Raw genomic sequence first — 25,933 nt, forward strand, 5'->3', positions numbered from 1 at the left:
TCTGCAAGTGAATTCCGCTTAGTTCCCAAATATAAGGCTCCACCATCGCTTTATCCAAACAAAAAAAAGCAGGGCACCCCGATCGGCCCCTGCTTTCTCTACTTACTGAACATCATCTTTCAGGTTCGACTTCCACTGCTCGCTAGCATCCAGATTTCGAGTAGCTTCGTGGGAGAAGGTTGCTTCTTGTACGTCGCCAAAGCCCCAGTGATCAGAACTGACATCAGGGAATAAGGCATTGACTCCTTTTAACGGTCCACGGTACAGCATACGGTTGATCATCGTCACCGCTTCTACCCTGCGAATCGCTTCATTCGGCTTGAATGTCGCATCCGGATAGCCGGAAAGGAATTTACAGCGATACAATTGCTCAATGGCTGCGGCAGCCCAATGCTCTTTGACATCCGTGAAGTGGAGGTTCGTTGGATCGCTAACGCTCAACTTCAAGAAACGAGTCATAACGGAGGCTAGTTCGCCACGTGTCACCGGCGCCTCTGGCCGGAAGTTGCCGTCTGCATAACCGCTAAAATAATTGTGCTTCGTAACAATTTTGATGTAGTTAGCTGCCCAATGGCTATTAGAGACATCTTTGTATGGAAGCGAGTCATTCAACGTTTGGTTCTCGGTCAGTCTTGCAACAATGGCTGCGAGCTCAGCACGAGTCAAGGAATTGTTCGGTTTAAACTGTTTGTCTGGATATCCAAGAATATACCGTTGATGCTGCAAATTCCCGAAACGGTTCGAATACACATTAACTTTCACATCCGAGTTTGCTTCCCTGCTGTCTGCTGGCCCTGCCTTAAACACGCCAGGAATATCAAATTCCTTATTAGCTTCGGTTAATTGCGGCCACTTGACCACAATCGTATAGTTACCGCTTTTTCCAACTGCTAGATCTGTTATTTTCCAAGTAATCGTATTGCCATCGACTTTACCTCCATCTGCGTCTATGACTTCCAGACCGGCAGGTAGTTGTAACGTAATAGCCCCATCATTAATCGAGAAGTTATCCGTATTCTTATAATCGACAAGGATGGATGAAGATGTGCCTTCCTCCACCTGATTCTTGTCGACAGAAAGACTCAAAGTCACAGGATTTTGGGATGGCGCTATATACACGCTATCGGATGAAGGACGATTCATTTTAATATCATGTCTAACGATATCTGCATTTACGGGAATCATCGGGCTCACATACGTTTCGTAGCCTGATTTTTCGACTACCAAGTAATAGTCGGTGTTCGGATAAACCATGTAAGCATATAAGCCATTTACATCTGTATTTTGCTCTGGGCTTGCATTGTCGTTGGGATCAAATCCAGGAATAGCCGGAAGCGTAACCTTGGTACCGCCTTTCACACCGTTCCTAGTGGAGTTGGAGTAATACAGAGTCACCTTCGCTCCTGGAATTACAGCACCTGTAACGGCGTCCGTTACTGTACCATAAGGGTCAATCAACTCCTCGGCAATGTTCATCTCCCCATTGGAGAGCACGGTAACATTGCTGCGCTTAATAACGATTTCCTGCCCTTGCGCTAACTCGTAGCGCACTTCCATGCTATAGGAGCCAATGGTTAAGCCCTCAGCACTAAATACACCATTTGCTTGCAGCGGAGCCACTGTGTAATTGCCAAACTGATCTTTCAAATATACTTTCGTCTTGCCTTTGGCCTCATCACTAAGCATATTCGACTCACCTGAGGAGGACTTCAATAGAACAATACCTGTGACTGTTTTGACAGAATTAAACTCCTCGTTGCCACCACCAGTAATTGTGCCTACCTCAGCCTTTTGCTTATAGGTTATCGGTGTTGCGTTTCCTCCGATATTAACTAATTGCGTGAATTCCAAATCGTATACCTTGTCGCCTTGGGGGACAGGAACGGAATAAGCACCATGCTCATCTGTAACAACCGTACGGATAAAATCATGTTCAGCATCAATGACATGATCGCCGTTCAAATCAAGCGTAATTCTTACAGTAGCGCCAGCAACAACCTGATTTGTACCGCCTTGTGTAATGACACCACTAATGACAGCCGGCTGGAAAACAATTTGAATTTCATCTTCTGCCGATAGGCTGCGTTCTATATCGTGCACATTGGCTTTCACAGGGACATTTTGTTCCATATCACTGGTTATCTTGGATGACTTGTAAGTAACAGCAGCAAGCCCTTGTGAATTAGTAATCGCCTTATTCGAGCCAACGAACGAACCGATTCCTACTGGGGCAGTAAATGTGACTTCTACCCCTTGAATTGGATTTCCATCCTCATCCGTCAACAAAGCTTGAAGCTCAGTCTTGGAATTACCGTCTCCGACGATTTTTTCCGGATTTGCTGTTAGCTTCAATATGGCAGGAATAACCTCAAAGCGGTTATTGGCAAGCACAGTCTCTGCCGGCAGCGGCGTACTGCCTTGTACAGATGAGAAAGTAACTGCGTAACTGCCTGCGTGTGTCTCTTGTGGGAGCACGAAGTTTGTTTTCTCCCATAGTTTGTATCCGTCAGCCACCGCTGTGCCTGCATTCATAAGCATTAACGATTCGACAGCTCCATTAATGGTTGCGGTCACTTGATCAGCTAGCAGCGAGCTCACCGCTCTTAACTTGAGTGGCTCACCAGGCAGAGCTTTCACTGTAGTCATATCGCTTTGCTCTTTGTTGCCAACCCAACCATCTAATGTACGGTTGATTTGAATCGTCACAATCGCCGGCTGGCTGACTTGACCATCAGCATCTGTTACCGTGAACGTGAAGCTATCTTTTCCATATTCAAAATTAGCATTCGGCGTAAACGTATAGATACCAGGCACACTAGTCGGAGTTAAAGTTCCCTTGGCCGGTTGAGACACGATACCATACACTAGTCCCGTTATAGTCTCTGGATCATTCCCCGTTACATATATCAGAATGGATGGATTACCTTGTTCAGCTTTCACTGTTTGAGGCTCGGCAATTGGCTTGCCATTATAAGAAATAGTGACAGCTGCTGCCGTCTCGGCATATTGTTTCCCGTCAAAGCCTGACCAATTGAACGTCACACTGCTACCATTCGGCAACTCTGCTGAAGGTGAGAACTTCAAGGAATCAAGATTAACACCAGTTAATTCAGTTGAACTCCCCGCTGGCAGATAGACAGCCGTCGTAACATCGGTGTACCATAGCTTACCTTTTTGGTCAAAGCCGCTAGGTAAAGTGATCGTGGCTTTGGTCATAACATCCGAGTTGGCGTCTTGATAATGGCTAACAAAGTCATTTTCGAAAAAAGGAATGGTTTCTCCTGTTAGTCCTGCTTTTTGTAGTAGACTTACTGTCGGAGGCGTGTTAATCGTAATCAGAACAAGCTTCGCATCCTTGGCATATTGATTGCCGTCAAATCCATTCCATTCAAAAGATACTCCACCGGTTTGACCTTCAGCAGGCACGAATTTCAATTTATTTAATTCTGCTGCTGGAATTTCCTGTCCAACGGTTACATTGGTGTTGTTCCAAGTTAGCGTCCCCGTTGTAGGCAACGTTGTAATTTTCACTTTTGTCAATGCATCGCTATCCTGGGTTGCCAGTTCGAAATCACTTGTGATAAAAGGGATCTCGGAGCCTTTATTTGCGCTCTTGCTAATGTTCTCTACGATAGGCGCTGCGTTGGCTGTAATTGTCACAGTCGCATCGGTATCCGCGTATTTCGTGCCGTTATTACCATTCCAGTCAAAAGTAACTGTGCCCGTAAATCCAGCAGCAACAGGCACGAACTTAAGCTGTCCCAAATTCCCCTTGAGGATTTCCTGATTGAGGACTATGTCTGTACCATTCAACTGCAGCTTGCCTATGCTTGCTGAAGGAAGCGACTTGATTTGAATTTTCTCAAGATTCTCTCCGTAGGCGACGTTGTTGTTAACGAAATACTGGTTTTTGAAATCATTCGCCTGAAACGCTGTCGGATCATACTGAAATCCTGTCTTAGCAATATTTCCGACCTTCGGTTGAATCGTAGAAATAGAATACATATGCTCTGCTTTGGTTGGAACCACTAACCCTGACACGCCCGCATTCGGACCCGTTGTTTCCGGCTCTTCATCGAACAAAATAATATTAACGGTATATTCTTTGCTCGCATCAATATTAGGGTTGTTTAATTGAATTTGCAGCGGTCTTCCGTCATTTTCTTCTGGAACCTTTAGAACTTCCGTCGCGATGTTGTTCCCGGCTTTATCAATAATGTTAGCCTCGATTAGGAAATTATTACCTTCCCCGTTTTGTTGTACGGTCGTGTTTACCGTTACTTTGCCATTAACAACTCCAATATTGACATCCTTCATCTCGCCAGTTGTGCGGCTGCCGCCATCCAGAATCAGTTGTCCCCAATCAATCGTTGTCTCCCATCCGCTGTTAAAGCTGCTTACCTTTGGATTGGAATGAACAGATATGCCTATGTAGTTATCTCCTGCGCTTACCTGATTGAGATTTAATTTAAAAACAGTTGTATTCCATTTAACGTTGTTTCCTGAAAGGGCTCCAACATAATTAGCAAGCGGGAAACTCTTTTTATATGTATTTCCCCATGATTCAGGCTCCGTGTACCCATTTGGAAGGTTTGAATTGGCTGTGAGTGCCAAAGGAGTATTGGAGAGGTACACACGATCCCATTCTCCTGATTCTTCATCCACATCATAAGCGCGAATTAATAAGTAAGCGCTCGTATGCGGCAAGTTCTCCGCAGGAACAGGGATTTTGAACTCAAATGGGTATTTCACAGCCGTTCCATTTTTGATCATCGAGCCACTACTTGGATCATACTTTTTGCGGATATCACCACCGTCATTGCTATCTGACGGAGAGGGGGTATACGAGTCCAAATCATTATCTTTCGGCTCGTCCCCTTCACTTCCGCCCCCCCAATTGTCAGTGGTTACAAATGATGTGTAGCCATCTTGAGGTACCGGGGTAGCCCACGCCGCCTGTGGCAGCACACTTACCGCGATAGAAGAAGCCGCAACTAGAGACAAGAACGGCTTACTAAACAATCTTTTCTTCATCTTTCGTTCTCCTTACCCGATATAAATTTGTTTTTTACAAATCGCAGCATCAACCTATCCCAGATTGGTGGCAATGACCTATGTAAATACCCAAAAGATGATACCTTAGTCCTAGGAATAACATCTTCTTTTCGACATTAAACCACATTTCACTGAACAAAATCTGAACATTCGACAAAAAAATAGGACTAAAGTCCTTTAAAAACAGAAAAACCGCCATTCCTGGCGGATTTTGTTGGATTATGTGTGCTGTCTCTGTTCAAACACATGAACAAACCATTCCCTTATCTCCGAACTTGGCAATATGCCCAGCTCTTCCTCAAGTCGAGCCCGCAGCATGTCATACTGCTGTTTAACTTCCGCATAGTTGTTAAGCTTCTGATGAACCTGCATAAGACCCCAATATCCGGCTTCGACAAGCGGAAAATGTTCTTTCATCTGCTGATAGGCCCCCCCCGCTTCCGGCAAAAGTTCCTGCGCCAGGCAAAAATCAGCAAACTTTTGGAGATACTGCCACCGGAGCTGCCTCAAACGCTCCCGTTCCCCTTCCAACCACTCAAACGGGGAGTCCGCGAAATAGTCCCCTTTGTACATAGCAAGCAATTGTTTATACGTTTCTATGGAAGCAGTATCTAGCACCGGTACTGTGGCACACTCTTGTTCCCACACATCCGCATCCGCGCGAATATCATTGAGCTGCAGACGATAGCCTTCCTGCTCATAAACAACCTGGATGGCAAGCCCTTGTTCTTTCAGCATTTTACGAATTTGATATACGGTCGTATGCAGTTGTACTGTTGCGCGGACTGGATCTTGTTCCGGCCACAGTACGTCAAGTATGGTCTCCTTGCGAATCGCTGGCCCACGCCTTTGATGCAGCAGAAATATGAATAGTTCCTGTGTCTTGCTTGTACGCCAAGTAAAAGTGCGGATCTCTTCGGATGATTTCTTCCAATGCAGTGTGCCGAGACATCCAAGCTGCGTATAGTGGTTTACTTGTACGGGGAGGCGTCCTGAATTAGCTAACGCTCTACGCAATCTTTCTATTGTTTTGGCCAAACGGTTATCCGAGACAGGCTTCAAGAGGTAGTCTAAGGCATGCAGTTCAAATGCCTGAGCGGCATACTTTTCAAAAGCCGTAACGAATATGATCTGCACATCGGGCTGTAGCACAGATATCCTCGCAGCCAACTCCATACCACCAATCTCAGGCATTACCGCCTCAAGAAAAACAGCATCCACTCTGATCTGGCCACACAGAATCAGAGCTTCTCTGGGATCTAATACGGAAGCTGCAATCTCAATCCCCTCATGCTGTTCAAGTAATTGTTCGATACTCTTTAGAGCTAGTGGCTCATCATCAACTATGAGCACTCTCATACTCATCACCTCTTTTCGGAATCTATTTGAAACGCTTCATTTTTATATGTTCATTCCGTTATTCAGAAAGGATTCATAGGTCATTATACCTGTTTTTTAAAATAATTTCAGGACTTTTGGATTATCCATCATCTTCCTATTGCTTACGCTTCCCAAGCACCAATAAGCCGTAACAGGAAATGCGCTGTTACAGCTTTTGTACCCTCCTACAGGCGGATATAATTACTTATTCCAATATTTTTCACCAAAAGCATCGCGCCCAGAGGAAATCCGTTCTTCTTTATATTCCTTTGGGTTCTTGATGTGGTAATTCTGGTGGTACTCTTCTGCAGAAAAAAAAGTAGCTGCCGGCCTGATCTCCGTTACAATCGGCTTATCAAAACGTCCGCTTTGCCCAAGCTCATCTTTCGATTTTAATGCAAGCTTATGCTGCTCTTCATTGTAATAAAAAATAGCTGTACGATACTGACTACCGCGATCAATGTACTGCCCTTCATCATCGGTAGGATCTATCTGAGGCCAATATAACTCGAGCAGTTTCTCATATGGGAAGATGGCCGAGTCAAACGTTATTTCGACAACTTCCAAATGACCGGTTTCCCCAGTCTTCACTTGTTCATACGTTGGATTCTCCACGGTACCGCCCATATAACCAGACACAATACCATGAATGCCTGGTTGTTCTTCAAATGGACTTACCATGCACCAGAAACAGCCGCCGGCAAAAGTCGCTTTTTGTATCATAGGTCTACTCCTTTCACCATCATGTATGATAGCGTTGTTTGTATAGATATTTATTATAGTTATTTACGTTAAATAAGTCCATTTTACATCAACTATCTTTCAGGTAAAACAAAAAAACCAATCATTATAAATAATGAATGGCTAATCCAGGAGTTCACTATGATCTCGGCTGCATCTCTATTCGAAACAGCTCTTCCAATTCCTTACCGAGCAGATCGCTTAATTTCTTCGCAGTGGAGGGCCCTACCGATTTAATCGCTCGTTCTAGCAGACTGACATATGCATGACTTAAACCCGAATGTCGCGCCAGTTCTCGCTGTGAGTAACCTTTGACAACTCTAGCCTTAATAAAAGCATCTGTGTTAGCCATGATCTTCGTGCTCATCATTTTCATTCAATGCTGTAATTTAATTAAGTTCGTTAGTTAAATGATTTTTTCAAGAATTGTTCAGTAAAAGTGGAAAATAAAGTTCGTTAGTAATATTTACTTTTGTAAATTCATTTCAATGGTTTTTCTTCATATATTGTAACGCCTATAAATAACGTGGGCTGATCGAAAAATTGATCAAGAAACTCATTGAACCTTTTGTCATTGTTGATTACGGTATCTACTACTACATTAAAACCCAATTCTGATAACAATTTAATTGTCGAATGGTACACTGAAATAATGGAATCATCAAGTATTTGTGAGACAACTTGATGATCTATTTCTCTTGGAGGTTCATCTGGAAATTTATTATTAATAAAATCATTGTAATTATTAAAAAAATCATCAATTGATAAATGATAAAAAGGAATCTCTTTCTAATTTATCAGTTCAGTTGATATGGAGGTCTTTCCAGAACTTGAAGTTCCATTTAGAAAAACTCCCTTGCTTCAATTTAATCATCCCTTCAATTAATAATCATTGCATATTTTTCAGATAACGTTATGTTCACAAAGTTCATAAAATTATCCAACTCAGAAAATATTCGAGAAACGATTGAATTAACCTGCTCATTACTTTAACGAAAGCAGGGAGCGGCTGCCGCGTGGCGAGCTGCTCCCTGCATATTCCGCTATCGTTCCTTCGTTAGTTCAATGCATCTAGCATTAATAAAAGATTTTTATATTGATATATTGTTTCTACATCTTCAATCTTGATACTGGATTGAAAAAACGATATATCCCCTGTTCCGTCGTCTATTTGATTCCTTATTTCGAGTATACGCTTTAAATTATTAGCAGTACCAATACTTCCAGAAATAATGGTCTTTAGCATCGGAAAAACAATTGTCCAGTATAGCCTGAATTTCAATAATATACTGTTTTTGAATAACCATTGAGCACCTCTTTTATATTTTTCTTAATGTGGATAGGCGACTATCTTAATATCTTCACCTATTTTTTCGAGACTACTAATATTAAGATTTAGCGATTGATCCATATATTTAAAACCTTCGCCACCAAAAGAAGAAGCTGAAAGTTTTCCCCCTATTAGTTTTGGAGCTATATATAAAACCAGTTTTTGAAAATGTTTTCCTTGCAAAAATGCGGAATTCACTTCACTCCCCCCCTCCACCAGCAACGTACTAATTTGCTGATTCCCAAGGTACTCTAGTAGGACGTTTATATCTACGTTATGCTTCTCCCCAGTCGTAATCACTTTCACACCAAGTTGCTCTAACGTTTTCTTTTTGGATACATCATATTGATCTGTCGTAAAAATCCAAGTGGGTATCTCATTATTTTTTAATATTTGACTATCAAGAGGAATGGAAAGTTTAGAGTCAATAATCACTCGGATGGGGTTTCTTCCGCCTAACTCCAGCCTTGTAGTTAATTGGGGATTATCTTTGATAATGGTTCCAATGCCCACTAAAATAGCCGAATGTTCATGTCTAAGTTTGTGTCCATCCAATCTTGCCTCATTGCCTGTAATCCATTGGCTATTCCCGGTTGAAGTAGCAATTTTACCATCTAACGATGATGCAACTTTCAATGTTACAAAAGGCAACTGATTCTTTTTGAAATATATGTATTCTTCATTTAATTTTTCCGCTGCCTCTTTTTTTACATCTGCTTTAACTTCGATTCCTGCTTTTCGAAGTATTTCGATCCCTTGTCCCGACACCCTGTCATCAGGATCATAGGATTGAGCAACAACAACCCTTGAAATTTTACTCTCAATTATTTTTGTGACACAAGGCCCCGTTCTACCGTAATGTGAGCAGGGCTCAAGCGTTATATACATGGTGCTTCCTGCTGCTGCTTCTCCAGCCATATTTAAAGCAAGAATTTCTGCGTGTGCATCTCCAGCTTTTAGATGCGCTCCCATTCCTATAACGTTTCCATTTTTTACAATTATGCAGCCTACCAAAGGATTAGAAAGAGTCTGTCCCTTTAGATTAGATGTCAAATTAATTGCTAATTGCATGTAGTGGGAATCATTCATTCAAAACACTCACCTTCTTAAGATAAAATAAAACCCGTACTAACGGGTTTCATAAGGGGCTGACTACAAATGATTCTACACAAGTCATTGACTTACATTTATAATCATTTTTATTTAAAGAACAGGTACTTGTACATAATTTTAAATCATGCTGAAATAATTCCTTCTTAGTAGTTAGATATCTTTCATTGTACTTATTAATAGTACCTAATAAACTTTCTCGTCCCTTAATTTTAATTCCATTCTTTAAAAGGGAACTCAATTTTTTAGGATTATTACTCAGGAGAGTGAACGGCTTCTCTCTCAGGAACTGGAGCACGATGGCTGTTTCCGAGTAATCTCTGCTGTCAACATCAAACCCTAATGCAAGATTCGCTTCTGCGGTATTCATACCTACGCCCTGTAATGCATAAGTCATAGCTTTATTAAACAATCCAATGCCTCTACCCTCATGGTTAGCGATATACGCCAGTCCTCCAACACCGTAACGAACAATCATCTTTAGAGCATTTTGCAACTGACTTCCACAATCACATCGTTGACTATTAAAAATATCGCCAGTATGACAAATACTATGTAATCGTACGAACGCGTTATCTGCATCATGGAATTCACCATACGTCAATATAGAACTATTTTGATACTGTGCCATGTCTATTTCTGAAAAAGTCTGAATCAATTGTTCTGCATTTAGTTGATCCGAATCGTATGTGATCCAGGTGTACCAATTGAAATCGTACATTTCATCCTCAATTTTAATTGGCATATTTACAGGACCAAACAAGTAAATATAATTATTTGTAGCTTTTAACACATTTATTTTTTGGGAAAGTATCTCTAAAACTTCCTGTTTCAACATCCGCACCTACTTTCTCTTATAACACGCGCTGCTTCATTTCCGAATAGCCACCAACTATTTCTAAAGACATTGGATGAACCATATAAATTCCACCATCGTAGGACACTGCAATAACATGATCTTCATGTCTTACGATACTGCTAATCCCATTTTTCGCTATCCTTTTATGGTTGATTTCCCCAGAGTTTAAATTTACCGAGATGATGTTGCCCCAATAATCGCCAACAACTACTAAATCATCACTAAAAAACTGAACCGATTTTAAAGAACGACGTCCTAAGCCAATTGAATGCAACAATCTGCCCGTTTGAAAGTCAAATACTTTTAGTGTGAAATCTCTGGAAACACTTGCAATAAGTTTACCATCGGGGCTATTATCCAAATCGTTAATAATTGCAGTATGCCCCAAATACTTTTGAAACAGCTCCCCGTCTAAGCTCCAAGATATAAGTTCCCCTGCTGCAGAACAGCTAATTCCGAAATCCAAACTTGGATGTAGTCGTAGAGCCTTCACCGCACCATCATGAAGACGATATGTCCCAAGAATTCCATGATCTTTACTAACTCTAACTATTGCACCGCTATAACAAGCCACAAAAATATTACTCTTAAAATTTTCAACAGATGAAATTCGTATTGAATTTATTGGTCCTTCACCGATCCAGGTTTCCTTCTCTGTGCGTAAATATCCATTATCACAACTAAAGAAATGTAGTTTTTGATTATGCGCACCACTTACGATTAAATTCATATCATAATCTGCTGCCAAACCATTCATTAAAAAACGCCCAGAATGAGGTTCAGTTCGGGTTGACTCTTGGATTTCAAGATTAATTAAGCGTACAAAACCATCGTCACTTACAGTTACGATAGTATTCGTAGTTAGCATTGAAACATCATTAAAACATGCATTTCCAATAGTATCTGGGTCAGCTCCTTTTTGGCACAGAATGTGTCCCGCCTGGGAATCCCATACGATTATAGTCCCATCAAATGTCCCCGCCAACAACTTGCTTCCATCAGTTGACCATGTAATAGACCGCTCCCACTTAATAAAGCTTTGCTCAAGTTCAAGTTTCATTTGAAAACTTATCGCGTCCCAAACTAATATTCGCTGATCATACGCTGCTGACAGGATATCTCCCGTCACTGGAGAGAGAGAGACTTTTTTAATACCCGATGAATGCGCTTCAATTTCATTTATTAATACACCCGTGTGTAAATTGAAAATTCGAATTTTCCCATCATCACAACCTAAAATAACTCTTTCATGTATTAAATCAATTGCACAAGTATCTGTCTCAACTTCAAATGGTCCCCATACGTTAATGTTTTTACCGCTTTGAACATCCCACTCTCGAAGTGTTTTATCATCGCCAGAAGAATATAATTTGCCTTTATGATAGGCTAGAGATAGTACATCTTTGCTGTGACCATCGAAAATCCGAATAACAGCGCCTGTTGTTAGATTCCACAAAATGATTCGACCATCTCGAGATGCGGAAGCCCCTGTCTCACTATCAATAAATACAAAGTCTTCTACATCATCACTGTGGCCTAATAAAACTTTATCTTTGGAGAACTTCGATAAGCACCAAATAATAATAGAGTAGTCAGAAGAACACGATGCAGCACTAGCTCCATCAGGACTTACTACAACCTTATTTACTAAATGATCATGATATCCAAGCAAGTAAACTTCGTTAGAGTCTAATGCATACTTAGCAACCGCCCCATCATAAGCAGAAGTTACTACCCAAGGAAAATCTCCAATTTGTGTAACTGCAGTAATAGGGCCTCTGTGTCTAATAAATTTCGTTTCATTGTACGTTGCTTGCTCTGTTATCATAAAATAAGCTCCTGTTCCTTTGTATATTTGGAAATACATTGTAAAATTATCATTGGATTTTCTCGGTATTTTTTTGAATTTTCTGACTTATATTGTTATGAGATTGCTGCTATTGCATGCCACTGTTGCTTTCCTATTTTAGATATGGACGGGTTAATTTCAATGACATGAAATCCGTTAGCAAGTAATAGACTCCTTAATTCAGCTTTATCGAAATGAGCGTGAAAACGTCCGAATGTATCCATATCTCCCTCAATAAAGGCCTCTGCCCATACAACTAAACTAAACAATCCAGTAGACCCTAGGTTTCTCCTTACTCTGCCTAAATAGTTATTTCTGTCATCCGGATGTTGATGGTGAAATGTCCCTTGATCAAGAATCACATCCATTTCTAGCTGATTGGAATTGTTCCACGACAAAAAATCCACTTCTACAAATTTTACTGAGAATGTATATTGCTCCTGCTCTATTTTCCAATTCGATTGGCTGATGATATCAAGACCTGTATAGCTTTTAGCACCATCCTTTAAATAGTTAAGGTGCCTTCCATTACCACAACCGATGTCAAGAATATTTGCTTTTTCTAATTTATTATTATGTAGCCATACATGAAGAGTTCGTATAGATGAATGAATTAATGAGTGATCACTGGACCAAACATCACTTTGCTGGTCATAATGTTTGCGAAATGCCTCCGTCATCACCGATTTGTAATTTTTAGCCCCCAAAGAAATAGGCATGATCGTATCCTCCTTTTAGTACCGAACCAAACGAAATCCTGTAAACCTAAACTCTGGAGCAGGAAAAGGACCATGTCTTCTTGATACTCTGCACAAATCACCTCCTCTTGCAAAGGAACCTCCTTTGAGAATGCGGTAATCCTCACCTACTGCAAAGTAAATGTCGTCTTTAACGTACTCTCCACCTGGATATTCCATATAGCGGGTCGATACCCATTCTTCCACATTTCCTCCCATATCATATAGTCCAAAATATGATTTTCCTGTCTCAAACTTTCGAACAAAGGTTGTTTTTTCCATTCCATCTTCGTATGAATTGCAATAGTGCGGGTTCCATTCATCTCCCCATGGATACTGACGGGTAGTTGGACCGCGTGCGGCATATTCCCATTGAGATTCTGTCGGTAGTGAAATATTGCGTCCTGTTTCTTTACTTAACCATAGACAATAACGTTCTGCCTCTTCAAAGGTTACTCCCCAGACCGGATGATCCTCCTCACCACCTAAATCAGAATTTGTGAGGCTTTCTGGAACTCTCTCAAACTGGTCTTCTACAAAATCTCTGTACATCGCATTTGTTACCAAAATATCCGTAATCTCAAATCCAGGAATTTGTAACGTCTGTCGAGGGTACTCTTTCATCAGATAACTTTTAAAAGATACCTTGTACTCTGGATTCAATAGCTTATCCTGCCAAAAAAGAAAGGCTTCATCCACTTCTTCCAGCGTACTACCTATATAGGCCGATCCGGTAGGAACAGGAATCCACTTTGGTTTTGTCACGTATTTCCCTCCCGAAAAGAATTTGTATACAAATTGAAGCCTAATACATGGTTCCAATCCTGAACTTTTAATTTAGGTGAGAACGCAAGAGCTTTACTAAGAAGATTTGGTAACACTTGACTTCCACTGTAAATCTGGTCTGCAAGATTCCATGCTCCTACACTTCCACAAACATAGCTTTGTCCATATTCATGTGGGCTCGAAAAAAGACGACCAACCATCCACGTATAATTGGTTTCATTATTACGAATGATGTCACCACCAAAGAACGAATGACATGTGCTTGTCCATACTGATTGCATATCCTGGAGACTATGTGCCTCTACTAAACTTAAGTTGTATCTAAATTGCACATGCATGAACTGGAGGAAAGTCAATTCTACCAATCTGTTAGAGTAGCTTTCTACCCCCTCCCATTCAAGTTTAGATAAAAGTTCCATGACTGTTGGAAAAATTTCCTCAACGGACAGATGGGGAACTATAAAATTTTCACGATGATGGCGATTCATTGAGTAATGAATGCCATGTGCCGTTTCATGCAATAAACCTTCTATACTAAGTTTATTTTTAAAACTGTGAACAAAGCATAAAGGAAGTTGATGATAAGCGAGAGGCATAGTAAAAGCGGCTTGTTTTTTGAAAGGTTGATTCGAAATATCAATACGATTCTGTCCTATAAGTTCTATGAAGCAGTTTTCCCATTCTTCAGAGTATTTTTTATAAAGTTTTTTAATTTGTTCAACTGCTTCATCTACATTGTTAACTTGGATTGAATTCTTCGTTTGCGGAAGCAAATTGTACCAGTCCAATTGTTTGGTATGACTTTTCTGACTTATTTGACTAAAATAATCCTGAAACCAGGGAAGTTGCGATTCCAACTTACACTTCACCGTTACATAATTTTCTTCTAAAATAATAGGTTCTTTAATTAGAATTAACAGGGATTCGGTAAACTCATTGAGATGCTCCATGACAAACTTATTCACTTCTTCATAGGTTTGTCTACGTACCTCAATCTGACTTGAGTTCGTAGCCTGATGTAAAGTCAGACCATTAAATCTCTTTGCTTTTAAGGTAGCAATTAACGTTTCGTAATTCTTCTTTGCATAACTGTATCGTTCATTTGCTTCTTCTGGGCAATCATATCCGTCTTCATCATATAGAAATAACGAATCTACTTCATTTACACGGTGAATCCATATCTGTTCCCTTGTATCCATAGCATGTCTAGCGTAAGCATACGTCCATAGATATGATTGAAGTTCTTCAGCTTCTGAAATCAGGCCTTTTTCCCACAAACGTTGTGCCTTTGTATAGTCCATCGTCCATAGATAGTCAGCCTCATTATTCGGATACATCGTATTCAGATTCCATAACATGCTTATCACCTCTGCCTGCAAGTTCTCACAATCAATTTATTGAGCATGATCATCCATAGTAACAAACTGATTAATCCCGCTATATAGCAAAGGGCCGGAGTTAACATATTTCCAACTAGGTAATTGGAACCTATGCCAGAAGGTAAAGCCGTAATTAGATAGGCTGGGTAAAGAATGACTGTTATTCCAATGGCAATGTTACTATTGACGAAGAGATGCAATGGTTTTGTATAAAACCTAGTTGCTGGACTTCCTAAAGGAAGAGGCATAGTTGGATCGAAATGAGCTTGAATAATATGAAATGCACTTGTTAGCACGACATGGGCAAATATACCTACTGTCAAACACAAAAAAATAATGAAAGGAGACTGTCCGAATATTTTAAATCCCATGAGTATAGCAGCAAGCCCGCATACAAATCCAACCGCTATCATAGGAAAATCCCATCTAAAACAAAATACTTTAATAAAAGGGGCACCAGGAGTTAATAAGTAGTGTAATGTTTCGCCACGACGGAGAGAGCGAATATATTCATTTAATCCTTTAAAAATAAGAGCGTCGCCTATAGAATCCACACAAAACATGATTAGAAGAAAAAAGATAAGATACGATGAGTCCATAGGTACGCCATTAATATTGCGAAACATAATAAGTACTATTATGGAATGAGCACTATAAAACACTAGATTTGGTATGAGTTCAATCAATCCATAATGCCATCGTTCACTGATTCCCACTTTACTGACTCTCCAAGCACATTTAACTAAGTTCATATTATCAAGCAATTTCTCATTAATAGAATTTGGCACGGCGTAACCTCTCCGCTCTAAGAGCAAGCAATATCAATAAGGCAAACCAGAGGCAGCTTCCCGCCGACTGACTTAACATGGTTAAATGAAGTTCTGAAGATGGATGCACATTCAATAAAAGTAATGGAGACGAGATAGCAGCTGAAAAAGGATTAAACAAATAGAACCATGGTGATTCGCTAATCATCCCCAGTGGAAACACTGCACCAGAAAAGATCCAAGTCATATTGTAAAAAATAGATTGTATAACCGAGGAATAACCCCTCGGAGAATAATACTTTGTAAGTATGGAAGTTAATGTAAGATTAATGGTTCCCATACATAGATTTATGAAACCAAGAACAATTAAAAACAATGAATTTCCATGGTATAGAACCAAGATAATATAAATAAATAACCATACATATAGCGGCCTTTGCTTAATAGTTTTCCCCATATAATGAGCAACGAAAAGGAGTGAGGGGCTGCAAGGTAGGAGATCAGCAGCCTGCCATCTTGAAGTCTCCAGTAAATCTGCTTGTTCTTTGGCAATACCTTTGATAGCAATGATCATCCAAAGAGGATACGACATTAGGGAGTACTGAACTAGGTATTCCCATGTATATCCGGATAGCGTTCCTGCTGAAAGCCAAATGAAACAATCTGTTGCCAATACAAGAAGTGAATAATAAATGACCAGTAACCAATCAGCCTTTTGCTTCACAGTTGATCGGATCACCCGATACAAAATGTCAATTCCACAAATACGACTTATCTGCGACAAGCTATCTCTCATTGCTATAGACCTCTCTATACCTTTCCTCCAAAAAAGTGACACTTCCCAGGTATCGAGATTCAATAGAGTCAATCAATGTGCCTTGATGTAAAAAAGCTCCGGATGAACATAGTTCTGTAATATCCTTTAAATTGTGAGAAGTCATTAATCCACACACATTATTGTGTTCCATATAGGCTTGCACTAATCTCCGAACCTGTGTGATAGCAAGTGGATCTAATCCAACTGTCGGTTCATCCAAAATAAGAACCTGTGGCTTATAAGCCATACTTATGGCAACTTCAAATTTAATGCGTTCACCGAATGATAGGGCTGTAGGTCTTTTAGTAAGATGTTCCGCAAGCCCAAGCTCATCTATAGTCACTTTAAACCAATTTTCATCGAAATGACGGTAGATGCTTCTAAACATTTCTATATGCTCGATAAGCGTAATTGTAGAAAACAACCGAGATGACGCTCCTGATAGCCAAGCAATTTTCTGTTTCCATGCTGAATTGTCAAGATTCGGTCTACTCTTGCCATTAAACCATATATGACCTTCATCCGGTTCATAGGCTCCAAGCAGTAATTTGGTCAGCGTTGTTTTACCCGAACCATTAGGGCCGATTAGACCAAATATTTGGTTAGGTTTTACCGTCAAACTTACTCCATTTAATATAGGAATAGGAGTAAGTTTGGAGTTAGATTGAAACCATTTTTTGTGAGGCTTGTAAGAGAAATAAATGTTTTGTGTTTCAATCATCCGTGCTCCTCCTTCAAACTTTTATCCAATTTAAAGATATAAGTCTCTGGATTTAATTGGTTCACCGTTCTCATTAATGCTATAAAGGCTTACATATGCGCCTCTACCAGCAACTAATAATAGTGTCTGACCATCTTCTGTTGTACGTCCTGCTAACCCTTTAGGAAAATCAGGAACTGTAATTTGATTATCTACAACTTCCCCGACCTCATAATCATATGTAGTCATGACATAACTGTAGCTAATCGTATGCACAAAGCCGTGTAATACGATTGCATTTTCGACAGTAGTCGTTATCCACTCTCTCCAGTCTCTGGAGATTTCCCACCCATCAGGGTTAAATTCAACGATACCTTCTGGTCCGTTCATTAAAATATTCCCATTCTCTAGACGGCGGAAACGTTTTATGTTATCTCTTACCTGCAGCTCATGTACGAGTTTATTGGTTTGCCCATCATAGATGAACATTACTTTCCTTCTTGTGCCAATTACAATTTGACCAGATTGAGAATAGCATACGGCCCAGACTGGGTAGCCGACAGAATAGGTGTATAGAACTTCTCCAGTTTGTGCATCGAATTCAACCGCAATACCTGCTTCTGTTCCTACGATAATTTTCGTGTAATCGGTGTTTACGTCCACATCACGACAAATTCCCAGAATAGTAGTGTGCCAGATAATATCCCCTTGGGCATTGGCCTTAAAAACCGTGCCTTTAGATGAGATGGCTACAAAAGAACTATCACGGAATGGAACTACTCTGCGTATTCTTCCAAAGCCATAACGATGACGTTGTATTTGTTGTATATTTAAGCTGTTATAGGCTCCTGTATCGTATTGGAGCACAGCTACACTGCTGTCCTCAAGCGCAGCATAAACAATACTTTCATTGGATGGATGCACATCAAGTCCCCATACACAGTTCCCTGTGAAGTAGCTCTGCTTATTGATGAGACCATCTTGATCCACTCGATAGATTTCGCCGGATTCCAGCAGTACATATGTATAATCATCATTTACACAAAGAACCTGCTTCAATTGAAACTTGAAGGGTCCAATAATTTGTTTAAGTACTGGTGTCTGGGTCTCATTCGAATATATATATAAGTGATGATCGAAGCAGGCCAAATATGCAATTGAGGCATCCGAATTAAAATCTATCCATTCGATGTCATCGTTGGTAATTCGATACTCTGCTGTAATCTCACCTTGCGTGCTTAGAATATAAAAAGTGTAGTTATTATCTGATGTTGCCCAAAAACGGTCATGGCGCGGGTCATATTTCACGCAATGAACGGGTCCAAAATCGAGACGCACTTTATGAACTACCTCATTATTGACCAGGTCAACAAATGTAACAAATCCTTTAAAATCTGAAAGTACCGTAATCCCATCTTTTTTTGTCTCAATTGTCTCAGCATGTACATCTTTTAGAGGATCTGAAATACGTATTAATGAAAACGGGTCTTGAGATAATTCTAGCAGTTGGCCATAGCCATTAGTGACTAGCAAACGATCTTCCTGAATAGCTAAAGCATGATTAGTACTTGGAATGACGATATCATCTTCTGTTAATAAAGATTGATCAGAAAACTGACCTGAACATAGATAGTCAATGGGTCTCAGGGATTCTGCGTCCCATCTTGTAATAGTACCAAACGTATCTTTAGTAAAAATAAACCGTTCATTACTATCCATAGCGCAAATTGGAAAGTTGTACTTGGTTACCGGTGATGATTGCAAGACGTTTAGTCCATGATCAAGCGAGTACAAGCCACCTTCACGTCCGGCAGCAATAATTTTGGTATGATGCTTAGAATATCGTATATGCTGTATCCGTTCTCGAATCATATAAATTCCCCCATCTAGAAATATACATCACAGTGAAGATTATAATCTTCACTGTGATGTATTCATTTGGATATTGGTTTAACCTACTTCAACTTTTCCAGAAAGACGTTTTGGTTGTGTTTTTACAGGCAATTTCATATTTTTCAACTCCTTTCATGGAATTTGAATAGTCTACTTCGTATGGATTGAGCAGGTGAATCTTATTCTTCGCAATTCAATCTTCAACTGCCTATCTCATGAAATTAACTATATAACACAATTTTCTTTTCATCAGTACCCAGTTTTTTGGTTACTCTAACCTAGAACAACCCCAATTTTTTAGCCCTTCCTGCTAGTTCCCTATTTCCAGCCTTTTCCCAAACCATTTTTAGATGCGTACATTTCTTGGATAATCGATATAATTCGTTCTTAAGGCTTTGATAGCTGACACTTTTTATTTCTGCGATGTCAAATAAAGAATACCCTTGGCTTAGTAGATCAAGGATGTGCCGTTCTGTCATTGTTGTTTCTTTTCTAAACTTCTTTATATTTTCTTTCATGCATTTGTTTCGAAAAATATATGCTGAACTAAAATGAATGGAAGATTTTTTTATATATGCTGCTCTAACCACTTCAGGAATATCCATGATGTAATCTTTGACTAAGAAATTTTCTACTAATCCATAACCTAGGCATAAATGAATCAACTCTTCATCAATCGCAGATGAAATCATAATAATTTTAATATCAGAATTCAACCTTACAATCTCAATTGCTAGATCAATCTCTTCGCTGTAACCTCTATCCATATTGATATCAATAATAAGAATATCAATTTTTTTAGTATTACTCATGATTACCTGTAAGGCAGCTTTTGTTTCGGATACAATTGAAACCACATTCAAATCAGGGCTACTTTGTAGGGGATTAAGGATTTTTCTTAGCCAAAATTCATTGCTTTCTATTAACATAATGTTGATATTATCCATACACATAACCCACTCCTTTTACACTAAGTAATATCGGATGCGCATATTAAGTGTTGTTCCCGACCGACCATTAGGAGGGATTAGCATTGCAAACCATGGCTGTTTTCCATTTTGTTCGTTTCATAAACCAATCAAACATCTCCATTGATCGCTCTTTTACTTGTTCTTCTGTCTCTCCTGCTACTAGAATAGAAGCAATAGAATCAATTGTATGTTGAGCATCATTCGTGAAGACATGCCCTTCCACAGCCTTTATTACATATTCTTGAACCCATTCAGGAGGCGATTCTTTGGGCAATTCAGAAAGCACTCCAATTCTTTTGGGTATCAGAACAAAGCCAGTATACATATCTGGTGTTATTGTGTCTAAACTTTTTAGCTCCGATGTTTCATCGAATAGACCACATTGTGCTTGAACCCACATTTTTCTCATGTCTAGACCAAAAGATTTATAAATACAATCTCCAATCATTCCACCACCTGCACGACTTGCAACTTCACATAGAACTAATTCATCATCCGGTGTATGAAAAACTTCAATATGAAATGCCGCATGCTCAGGTGTAGGCATTACTTGCAAAAGCCTGGTTGCAAATTCGATTAACCTGCTCTTCATCGGGTTATTTTGATCTAACAGATAACTTCCTATTACTTTCGAACGAAGACTACAACCATCCAAATATTTAAATGGCCAAATAAACTTAATTTCATTATTTACTACTATGCCATCTACATGATATAACTCTCCTGTAACGAAGATTTCTATCTCGTATTCATGCAGATTATTTTTTTGTTCTTCTTTAAATTTCAACAAGTCGGCCTCTCGGTCAACAAAGTAAAGATACTCTGCTCCTGAACCAGCTATTCGCTTTAAAACAACAGGATAACTGTGATTCTGTATAAAATTCTCTATATCATTGAAATTCCTAATTTTTTGATACTTTGGAACTCTGACTCCACCTGCACTTGCCGTTTGTTTCATTAATGTCTTATCACGAAAAGTAAGCGCACTTTCAAACGTTTGTCCTACAACACCCAATTGATCACGTAATCTTCCCGCCCTAATTAAATCGTCTTCGGAAACACTGACCAGTCTACTAATAGGGTATTTTCGGGCGAGTTCCAAAACCCGATTTTCTAGTTGATTGCTCTCATAATCCGCGAACGGTTCAATATTAAAGTAGTCCTTATTGTAATAATCAGCAGCGGATTTTCCACTATTTAGAAGAATTAAATCTTCACCTGTATGTTTCAACCATTGCTCATAAGGAAAGACTGCATGTCTTGATTTATTTAAAATGACAATGGCCACCGCGCATATTCTCCTTTGTTAAATTGATTCTTAGTTCCACCAAATCGCATTTGCAGAGGATCGTGCGTTAGACGCAGCTGCCTCAGGCGTTGGGCCGATCGCCCAAACATATGCAATCTCCCCCTTATAATCTGTAGGCGGCTTAACAATATCTCCGATTTTGGCAGAAATCACAACATTTTGTACTCCGGGGTATGTTCTCGCTAATTCCTCTCCGCCAATATTCATTATCGCTTGCTCAAAATTGGGATATACGAAATACTCTGAAGCTCCACCTACAGGGCAAGGCGGAAATATTGGGATTTCGCCTAGTGCGATACGAATGATCTGATGATAAATGTTTATTCCATAACTTGCTGATATCATCGGTCCAATCATAGCACCTCCAAGTCTAGGGTTAACTTCGATGATCACGGGTCCAGACTCGGTTATGATGAACTCAGTGTGCGCTGTCCCGTAATCAACACCCATATTTTGAAATAGTTCACCTACTATTTCTTTTACTCTTTCATACATTTTTTCGCCAATATTAACAGGGAATGAGTCTGCAATCTCTACAAAGTGAGGAAAACCGCCTAAAGTTCTGTCTGTAATTCCGAGGTATGTTGTTTTACCGCTAAAAGTTATAGTTTCGATACTATAAAGGGGACCTCGCGCAAATTCTTCAATTAACACTCGGCTATTTAAAGAATTGCAACTTTTTTGAATGGTTCTAAATGCATATTCTAATTCTTCGGGGTCGCGACACAACATAACTTGATCGCTCCCCGTCCCCCTCGAAGACTTAATGACACATGGATAACCCCATTTTTGTGCAGAATGGAGTGCGTGATCCAACTCTTCGATTACTTGATATTTGGGTATTGGTATACCTATTTGACTGCATAAGTCTCTCATTTGGTCTTTATTCCGAGCAATTGAAACTGCTTCGGTGGACATAAAGGTAAGTTTGAAATGAGCTGCTACTTGAGCAGCTATCTCCATGTAACTATCCGTTAAACTTACCATCCCTTGAAATGGATTCGTTATTTTTAATTTCTCTAATAACTGTATCAGCGTCATTACATTTCTAGTGTCAGTGACAATAATTCGGATAGACCGTCCTAAAAATTCTTTATCATCCTTGGTTTTGAAATATTTCATGGGGTCACTTGTTAAAAAAGTAACTTCCATATCCAAATCCATAGCTCCGCGAATGATCTCTAAACCGGAACCGGAGGTTGTAGATTCTAATATTACAATATGTTTATTCATATGCGGGCTACGCGGGCTTCCAATATGGCATCGATTGCTGCAGAAGTATGGTTAATCCCAGTAGCGATTTCAATATCCTCTACTCCTGCCGGGTTGACAATATTGAATTCAAAAATATAAGGGAAAGACATATCGAGTCCAATAAAGCCGATTCCATAGTCCAGAAGTCGTTCTGCTAATAAATTGCAGAGACTTTGCTCATCTGGTGTAAGATTGTCTTCAATAAAATGTCCTCCCTGAGCAATGTTGGACCGGTGATCATTATCCGCTAATCGACGTCCATGGGAAGTAATTACTTGGCCCCCCGCGATTATTACTCTTTTTTCTCCATTCAATTTCACTTCTGGCGCGTATTTTTGTAAACTACAATATTTGTTTTGAATTCCAAGTAAACTGTTATCGAAAGTAATCGAATGACGTGCTACAGTATTTCCCGTCATAGACTGTAAAATTGCGCGACTATTGGCACCCTTTGGTTCCAATAAAAAGACATCTTCCCCACAACCAGCGTTAGTTGGCTTAACAATCCACTTTTCGTCGCTGTGAGATTCATAGACATCCCATAAAAACTCAAAGCTGCTAGCAATATAGTTTTCAACAAGATTTTCAGGTGGAACAATTAAACCGAGATTGTTTTTATTATTTAAGAAAACCATTGCCTCTACCTTATTAACGAAGGGAACACGCTGGGAAAGTAGCCAGAGAATTTGCCAAATATCTTGAGAAATAGATTGATGGGGTTGATTCATAACCCAAATCAGATCATAATTCTCCATTGAAAGTTGGTTTATCGTCCCTTCTACACTCCCGTAGGGCAAAATAGGGGAATAAACAGACACAACGTCACCAAATACGTGGTAATCTTTTGTAGTGAGGGAATTAACCAGGCCTAGATCAACAGAAATCCCTTTACTCAGAAAGCCATTCACCATATACGCTTGGTCTACACCATGATATGAACTAATTAAAATAAGAACTCTCATATACATTGCCTCCAACTTATATTTTTATAGTTTTGTCATCAACAATTATTTGCGACTGAGACGTAATTCCTTCCAAGGATAAACAAGACCATGAATTCACAACTTTTGGGAATTGTAATTGTTCAGGTCCTTCAGGGAGAGAAGTGATATCTAAACTTTTGTCTTGCAGGTATACAGGACTATAGATGGAATCGACATACCTATCTCCTCGATCCGGAAAAATGGCTACAATATTTACATTCTTCGAATATTGCTTTCGAATCCAATTGGCAACTACGTACACGGATCCCGAACTATTTCCTGCAAAAATTTTTTCTCGATCTGCAAGCTGTAAGGTACCGGCGAATGCTTCTCTATCGTTCAGCCAATGGACCTCATCAATGATGGAAAAATCCACGTTGGGTGCAATTAAGCTATTGCCAAGTCCCCCTTGTAACCGTCCTGGAATATCTGGTTGACCGAAAATAACGCTGCCTACAGAATCAACAGCTATCACCTTCATGCTTTTGTTCCATCTTCGAAGGGCCTCTGCCGTACCAGACAAGGAACCCCCACTTCCTACAGAACCAATGAGCACATCTACTCGTCCTAGATCTTTTTGAACTTCATTTGCCAGCTCTTCATAAGCCTTGGGATTGTTTGGGTTTTGGTATTGTTGAGGCCAGAATGCCCCCGGGTATTCTTTCAATAATTCGTATAAGCGTTCCAAACGTGCGCTTTGCCAACCGTTACATCCCATTTTATCTACAATATGTATTTTACAACCAAGTGAAGTCAGTTTCGCTAGTGTGATTCGATCAATACGGGGGTCCGTGACAATATGTACCTCGTGTCCTAAGTAGGTACCCACTAATGCTACGCCACAAGCCATAGTCCCTGACGAACTTTCGATGATTGGACTGCCTTCCTTTAGAAGCCCTCTACTTTTCGCCTCTAATATGGTCCTTTTGGCTACACGGTCTTTCATACCAAACGGGTTTAGCAGCTCAAGTTTTGCATAGACCTCTACGCACAGTGTGTTTTCATCGCTTTTCAATTTAACCAATGGTGTGTTCCCTATGCCAGAAATCATATCACTAAACAGCATAACGTTTACTCTCCCTACTCTTCTGCCAGGAATGATAAATTGTAACGTTTTCTGTTAAATTAAGAAGTGCCTCGTATACTCTAGCTGTTTTATGGACGTATGTTTCTTCTTCAGGATTCAGCAAAATACCGATACAAGTTCCACTATGAGCTACCATCACACCTAGACAATTATGCTCTTGACAAATTTGCATTATTTTCTCAAAGAATTTCTTTGGCTGCACCTTTTGATTGATTGCGGCACTACGACTTGAAATCTGTCCAATCTTGGATACATCTCCGTATCGAATTGCCTTTGCCATTTCCTCTAATAACTTCCCGTATTCCAATTTGTCTAATTTGGTATATTTCTTATCTAACTTATTAAACTCAATCGTGTCTACAATACCGCCTTCATCAATTGAAAGAACAGTTAATGGCAATAGTTCTCCGTAACACTCTAGCAATTCCACCTTTTTGTGAAGAAATGAGCATACTCCTGCATACATCACTCCATCAGATGGTTCTACACACCGCATAAATTCTTGTAGTTGTACATTTGTCATATTTAGATTATAAAAGTCAGAAATAGCACGAGCTGTCGCTACTAGATCTGCGGATGAACTTGCTAATCCTTTACCTACAGGAATATCACTCACCAACTCCAAGCAGCCTCCCTGTGGCAAGGAATAATAAGTTAATATCATATGCGCTAGTTTTTTTGATTTGAGTTTCAAGGCAGGAAAAACCATTAAGGTATCACTCTGGGGGAATGAAATAAAAGATGCTTTTGTGTATCTATCAACTGGAAATGTAACGAGAAAATCTTGTCCATTAGGAAGAACACCTTGTAATAACTCCCCAAACGTGCCGAATGATTCCCCATATCCTCTTTTAACATCAACTTCTTCAATATTAGTTAACAAATTAATCATTCCTTACGTTAATTAATTAATTAATTTTATTATT

At 39.7% G+C, this 25,933-nt stretch carries 20 protein-coding genes and 1 pseudogene; all 21 read right to left on the reverse strand.

Features of this window, described 5'->3' with window-relative positions:
• Positions 1-102 precede the first annotated feature (102 nt).
• The 21 genes and pseudogenes from AC58UW_RS02395 to AC58UW_RS02495 all read right to left on the reverse strand — a co-directional run bounded on the left by AC58UW_RS02395 (position 103) and on the right by AC58UW_RS02495 (position 25,899).
• Positions 103-5,034, reverse strand: coding sequence for an S-layer homology domain-containing protein (locus tag AC58UW_RS02395; protein WP_497419118.1), 4,932 nt, complete (start codon positions 5,032-5,034; stop codon positions 103-105).
• Between the two features lie 240 nt (positions 5,035-5,274).
• A complete protein-coding gene (locus AC58UW_RS02400; RefSeq protein WP_497419119.1) occupies positions 5,275-6,414 on the reverse strand; it encodes a response regulator in 1,140 nt (379 codons plus the stop codon).
• Positions 6,415-6,636: 222 nt separating this feature from the next.
• Positions 6,637-7,158 (reverse strand): peptide-methionine (S)-S-oxide reductase MsrA, encoded by a 522-nt coding sequence (msrA, locus tag AC58UW_RS02405; RefSeq protein WP_497419120.1) that lies wholly within the window; start codon positions 7,156-7,158, stop codon positions 6,637-6,639.
• Between the two features lie 157 nt (positions 7,159-7,315).
• Positions 7,316-7,528, reverse strand: coding sequence for a helix-turn-helix domain-containing protein (locus AC58UW_RS02410; RefSeq protein ID WP_497419121.1), 213 nt, complete (start codon positions 7,526-7,528; stop codon positions 7,316-7,318).
• 131 nt (positions 7,529-7,659) lie between these two features.
• A pseudogene (locus tag AC58UW_RS02415) lies at positions 7,660-7,989 on the reverse strand (phosphotransferase-like protein); the annotation flags it as partial.
• A gap of 517 nt (positions 7,990-8,506) precedes the next feature.
• Positions 8,507-9,595 carry a bifunctional diaminohydroxyphosphoribosylaminopyrimidine deaminase/5-amino-6-(5-phosphoribosylamino)uracil reductase RibD gene (gene ribD / locus AC58UW_RS02420; protein ID WP_497419122.1) on the reverse strand — a complete coding sequence of 363 codons (1,089 nt, stop codon included), beginning with the start codon at positions 9,593-9,595 and terminating at the stop codon, positions 8,507-8,509.
• A gap of 49 nt (positions 9,596-9,644) precedes the next feature.
• On the reverse strand, positions 9,645-10,454 hold the full coding sequence (locus tag AC58UW_RS02425) for a GTP cyclohydrolase II (protein ID WP_497419123.1): 810 nt from the start codon (positions 10,452-10,454) through the stop codon (positions 9,645-9,647).
• A 16-nt stretch (positions 10,455-10,470) separates the two neighbouring features.
• Positions 10,471-12,303, reverse strand: a complete 1,833-nt coding sequence (locus AC58UW_RS02430) for a WD40 repeat domain-containing protein (protein ID WP_497419124.1) — start codon at positions 12,301-12,303, stop codon at positions 10,471-10,473.
• A 95-nt stretch (positions 12,304-12,398) separates the two neighbouring features.
• The gene (locus AC58UW_RS02435; protein ID WP_497419125.1) at positions 12,399-13,043 is read right to left on the reverse strand and encodes a class I SAM-dependent methyltransferase; all 645 of its coding nucleotides are present in this window, start codon (positions 13,041-13,043) and stop codon (positions 12,399-12,401) included.
• A 15-nt stretch (positions 13,044-13,058) separates the two neighbouring features.
• Positions 13,059-13,826: a formylglycine-generating enzyme family protein gene (locus tag AC58UW_RS02440; RefSeq protein WP_497419126.1), complete on the reverse strand. Its 768-nt coding sequence runs from the start codon at positions 13,824-13,826 to the stop codon at positions 13,059-13,061.
• Positions 13,823-15,184: a gluzincin family metallopeptidase gene (locus AC58UW_RS02445; protein WP_497419127.1), complete on the reverse strand. Its 1,362-nt coding sequence runs from the start codon at positions 15,182-15,184 to the stop codon at positions 13,823-13,825. The genes AC58UW_RS02440 and AC58UW_RS02445 overlap by 4 nt, the downstream gene beginning before the upstream one ends.
• A 26-nt stretch (positions 15,185-15,210) precedes the next feature.
• Complete coding sequence (locus tag AC58UW_RS02450) at positions 15,211-16,014, reverse strand: hypothetical protein (RefSeq protein ID WP_497419128.1); 804 nt, start codon at positions 16,012-16,014, stop codon at positions 15,211-15,213.
• Positions 15,998-16,789 carry a hypothetical protein gene (locus AC58UW_RS02455; protein WP_497419129.1) on the reverse strand — a complete coding sequence of 264 codons (792 nt, stop codon included), beginning with the start codon at positions 16,787-16,789 and terminating at the stop codon, positions 15,998-16,000. Before AC58UW_RS02455 ends, AC58UW_RS02450 begins: the two co-directional genes overlap by 17 nt.
• A complete protein-coding gene (locus AC58UW_RS02460; protein ID WP_497419130.1) occupies positions 16,779-17,531 on the reverse strand; it encodes an ABC transporter ATP-binding protein in 753 nt (250 codons plus the stop codon). The genes AC58UW_RS02455 and AC58UW_RS02460 overlap by 11 nt, the downstream gene beginning before the upstream one ends.
• Before the next feature lie 30 nt (positions 17,532-17,561).
• The gene (locus AC58UW_RS02465) at positions 17,562-19,382 is read right to left on the reverse strand and encodes a WD40 repeat domain-containing protein (protein ID WP_497419131.1); all 1,821 of its coding nucleotides are present in this window, start codon (positions 19,380-19,382) and stop codon (positions 17,562-17,564) included.
• A gap of 299 nt (positions 19,383-19,681) precedes the next feature.
• Positions 19,682-20,350 (reverse strand): response regulator, encoded by a 669-nt coding sequence (locus AC58UW_RS02470; protein WP_497419132.1) that lies wholly within the window; start codon positions 20,348-20,350, stop codon positions 19,682-19,684.
• Positions 20,351-20,420: 70 nt separating this feature from the next.
• Positions 20,421-21,662 (reverse strand): ATP-grasp domain-containing protein, encoded by a 1,242-nt coding sequence (locus AC58UW_RS02475; protein WP_497419133.1) that lies wholly within the window; start codon positions 21,660-21,662, stop codon positions 20,421-20,423.
• A 30-nt stretch (positions 21,663-21,692) separates the two neighbouring features.
• Entirely contained in the window at positions 21,693-22,916 is a 1,224-nt protein-coding gene (locus tag AC58UW_RS02480) for an ATP-grasp domain-containing protein (RefSeq protein ID WP_497419134.1), read from the reverse strand.
• Positions 22,913-23,899: an ATP-grasp domain-containing protein gene (locus tag AC58UW_RS02485; RefSeq protein ID WP_497419135.1), complete on the reverse strand. Its 987-nt coding sequence runs from the start codon at positions 23,897-23,899 to the stop codon at positions 22,913-22,915. The genes AC58UW_RS02480 and AC58UW_RS02485 overlap by 4 nt, the downstream gene beginning before the upstream one ends.
• Positions 23,900-23,915: 16 nt before the next feature.
• Positions 23,916-24,986 (reverse strand): cysteine synthase family protein, encoded by a 1,071-nt coding sequence (locus AC58UW_RS02490; RefSeq protein WP_497419136.1) that lies wholly within the window; start codon positions 24,984-24,986, stop codon positions 23,916-23,918.
• Complete coding sequence (locus AC58UW_RS02495; RefSeq protein ID WP_497419137.1) at positions 24,976-25,899, reverse strand: GHMP family kinase ATP-binding protein; 924 nt, start codon at positions 25,897-25,899, stop codon at positions 24,976-24,978. Before AC58UW_RS02495 ends, AC58UW_RS02490 begins: the two co-directional genes overlap by 11 nt.
• Positions 25,900-25,933: the final 34 nt, after the last annotated feature.

This window comes from Paenibacillus sp. J22R160, from assembly GCF_059692135.1.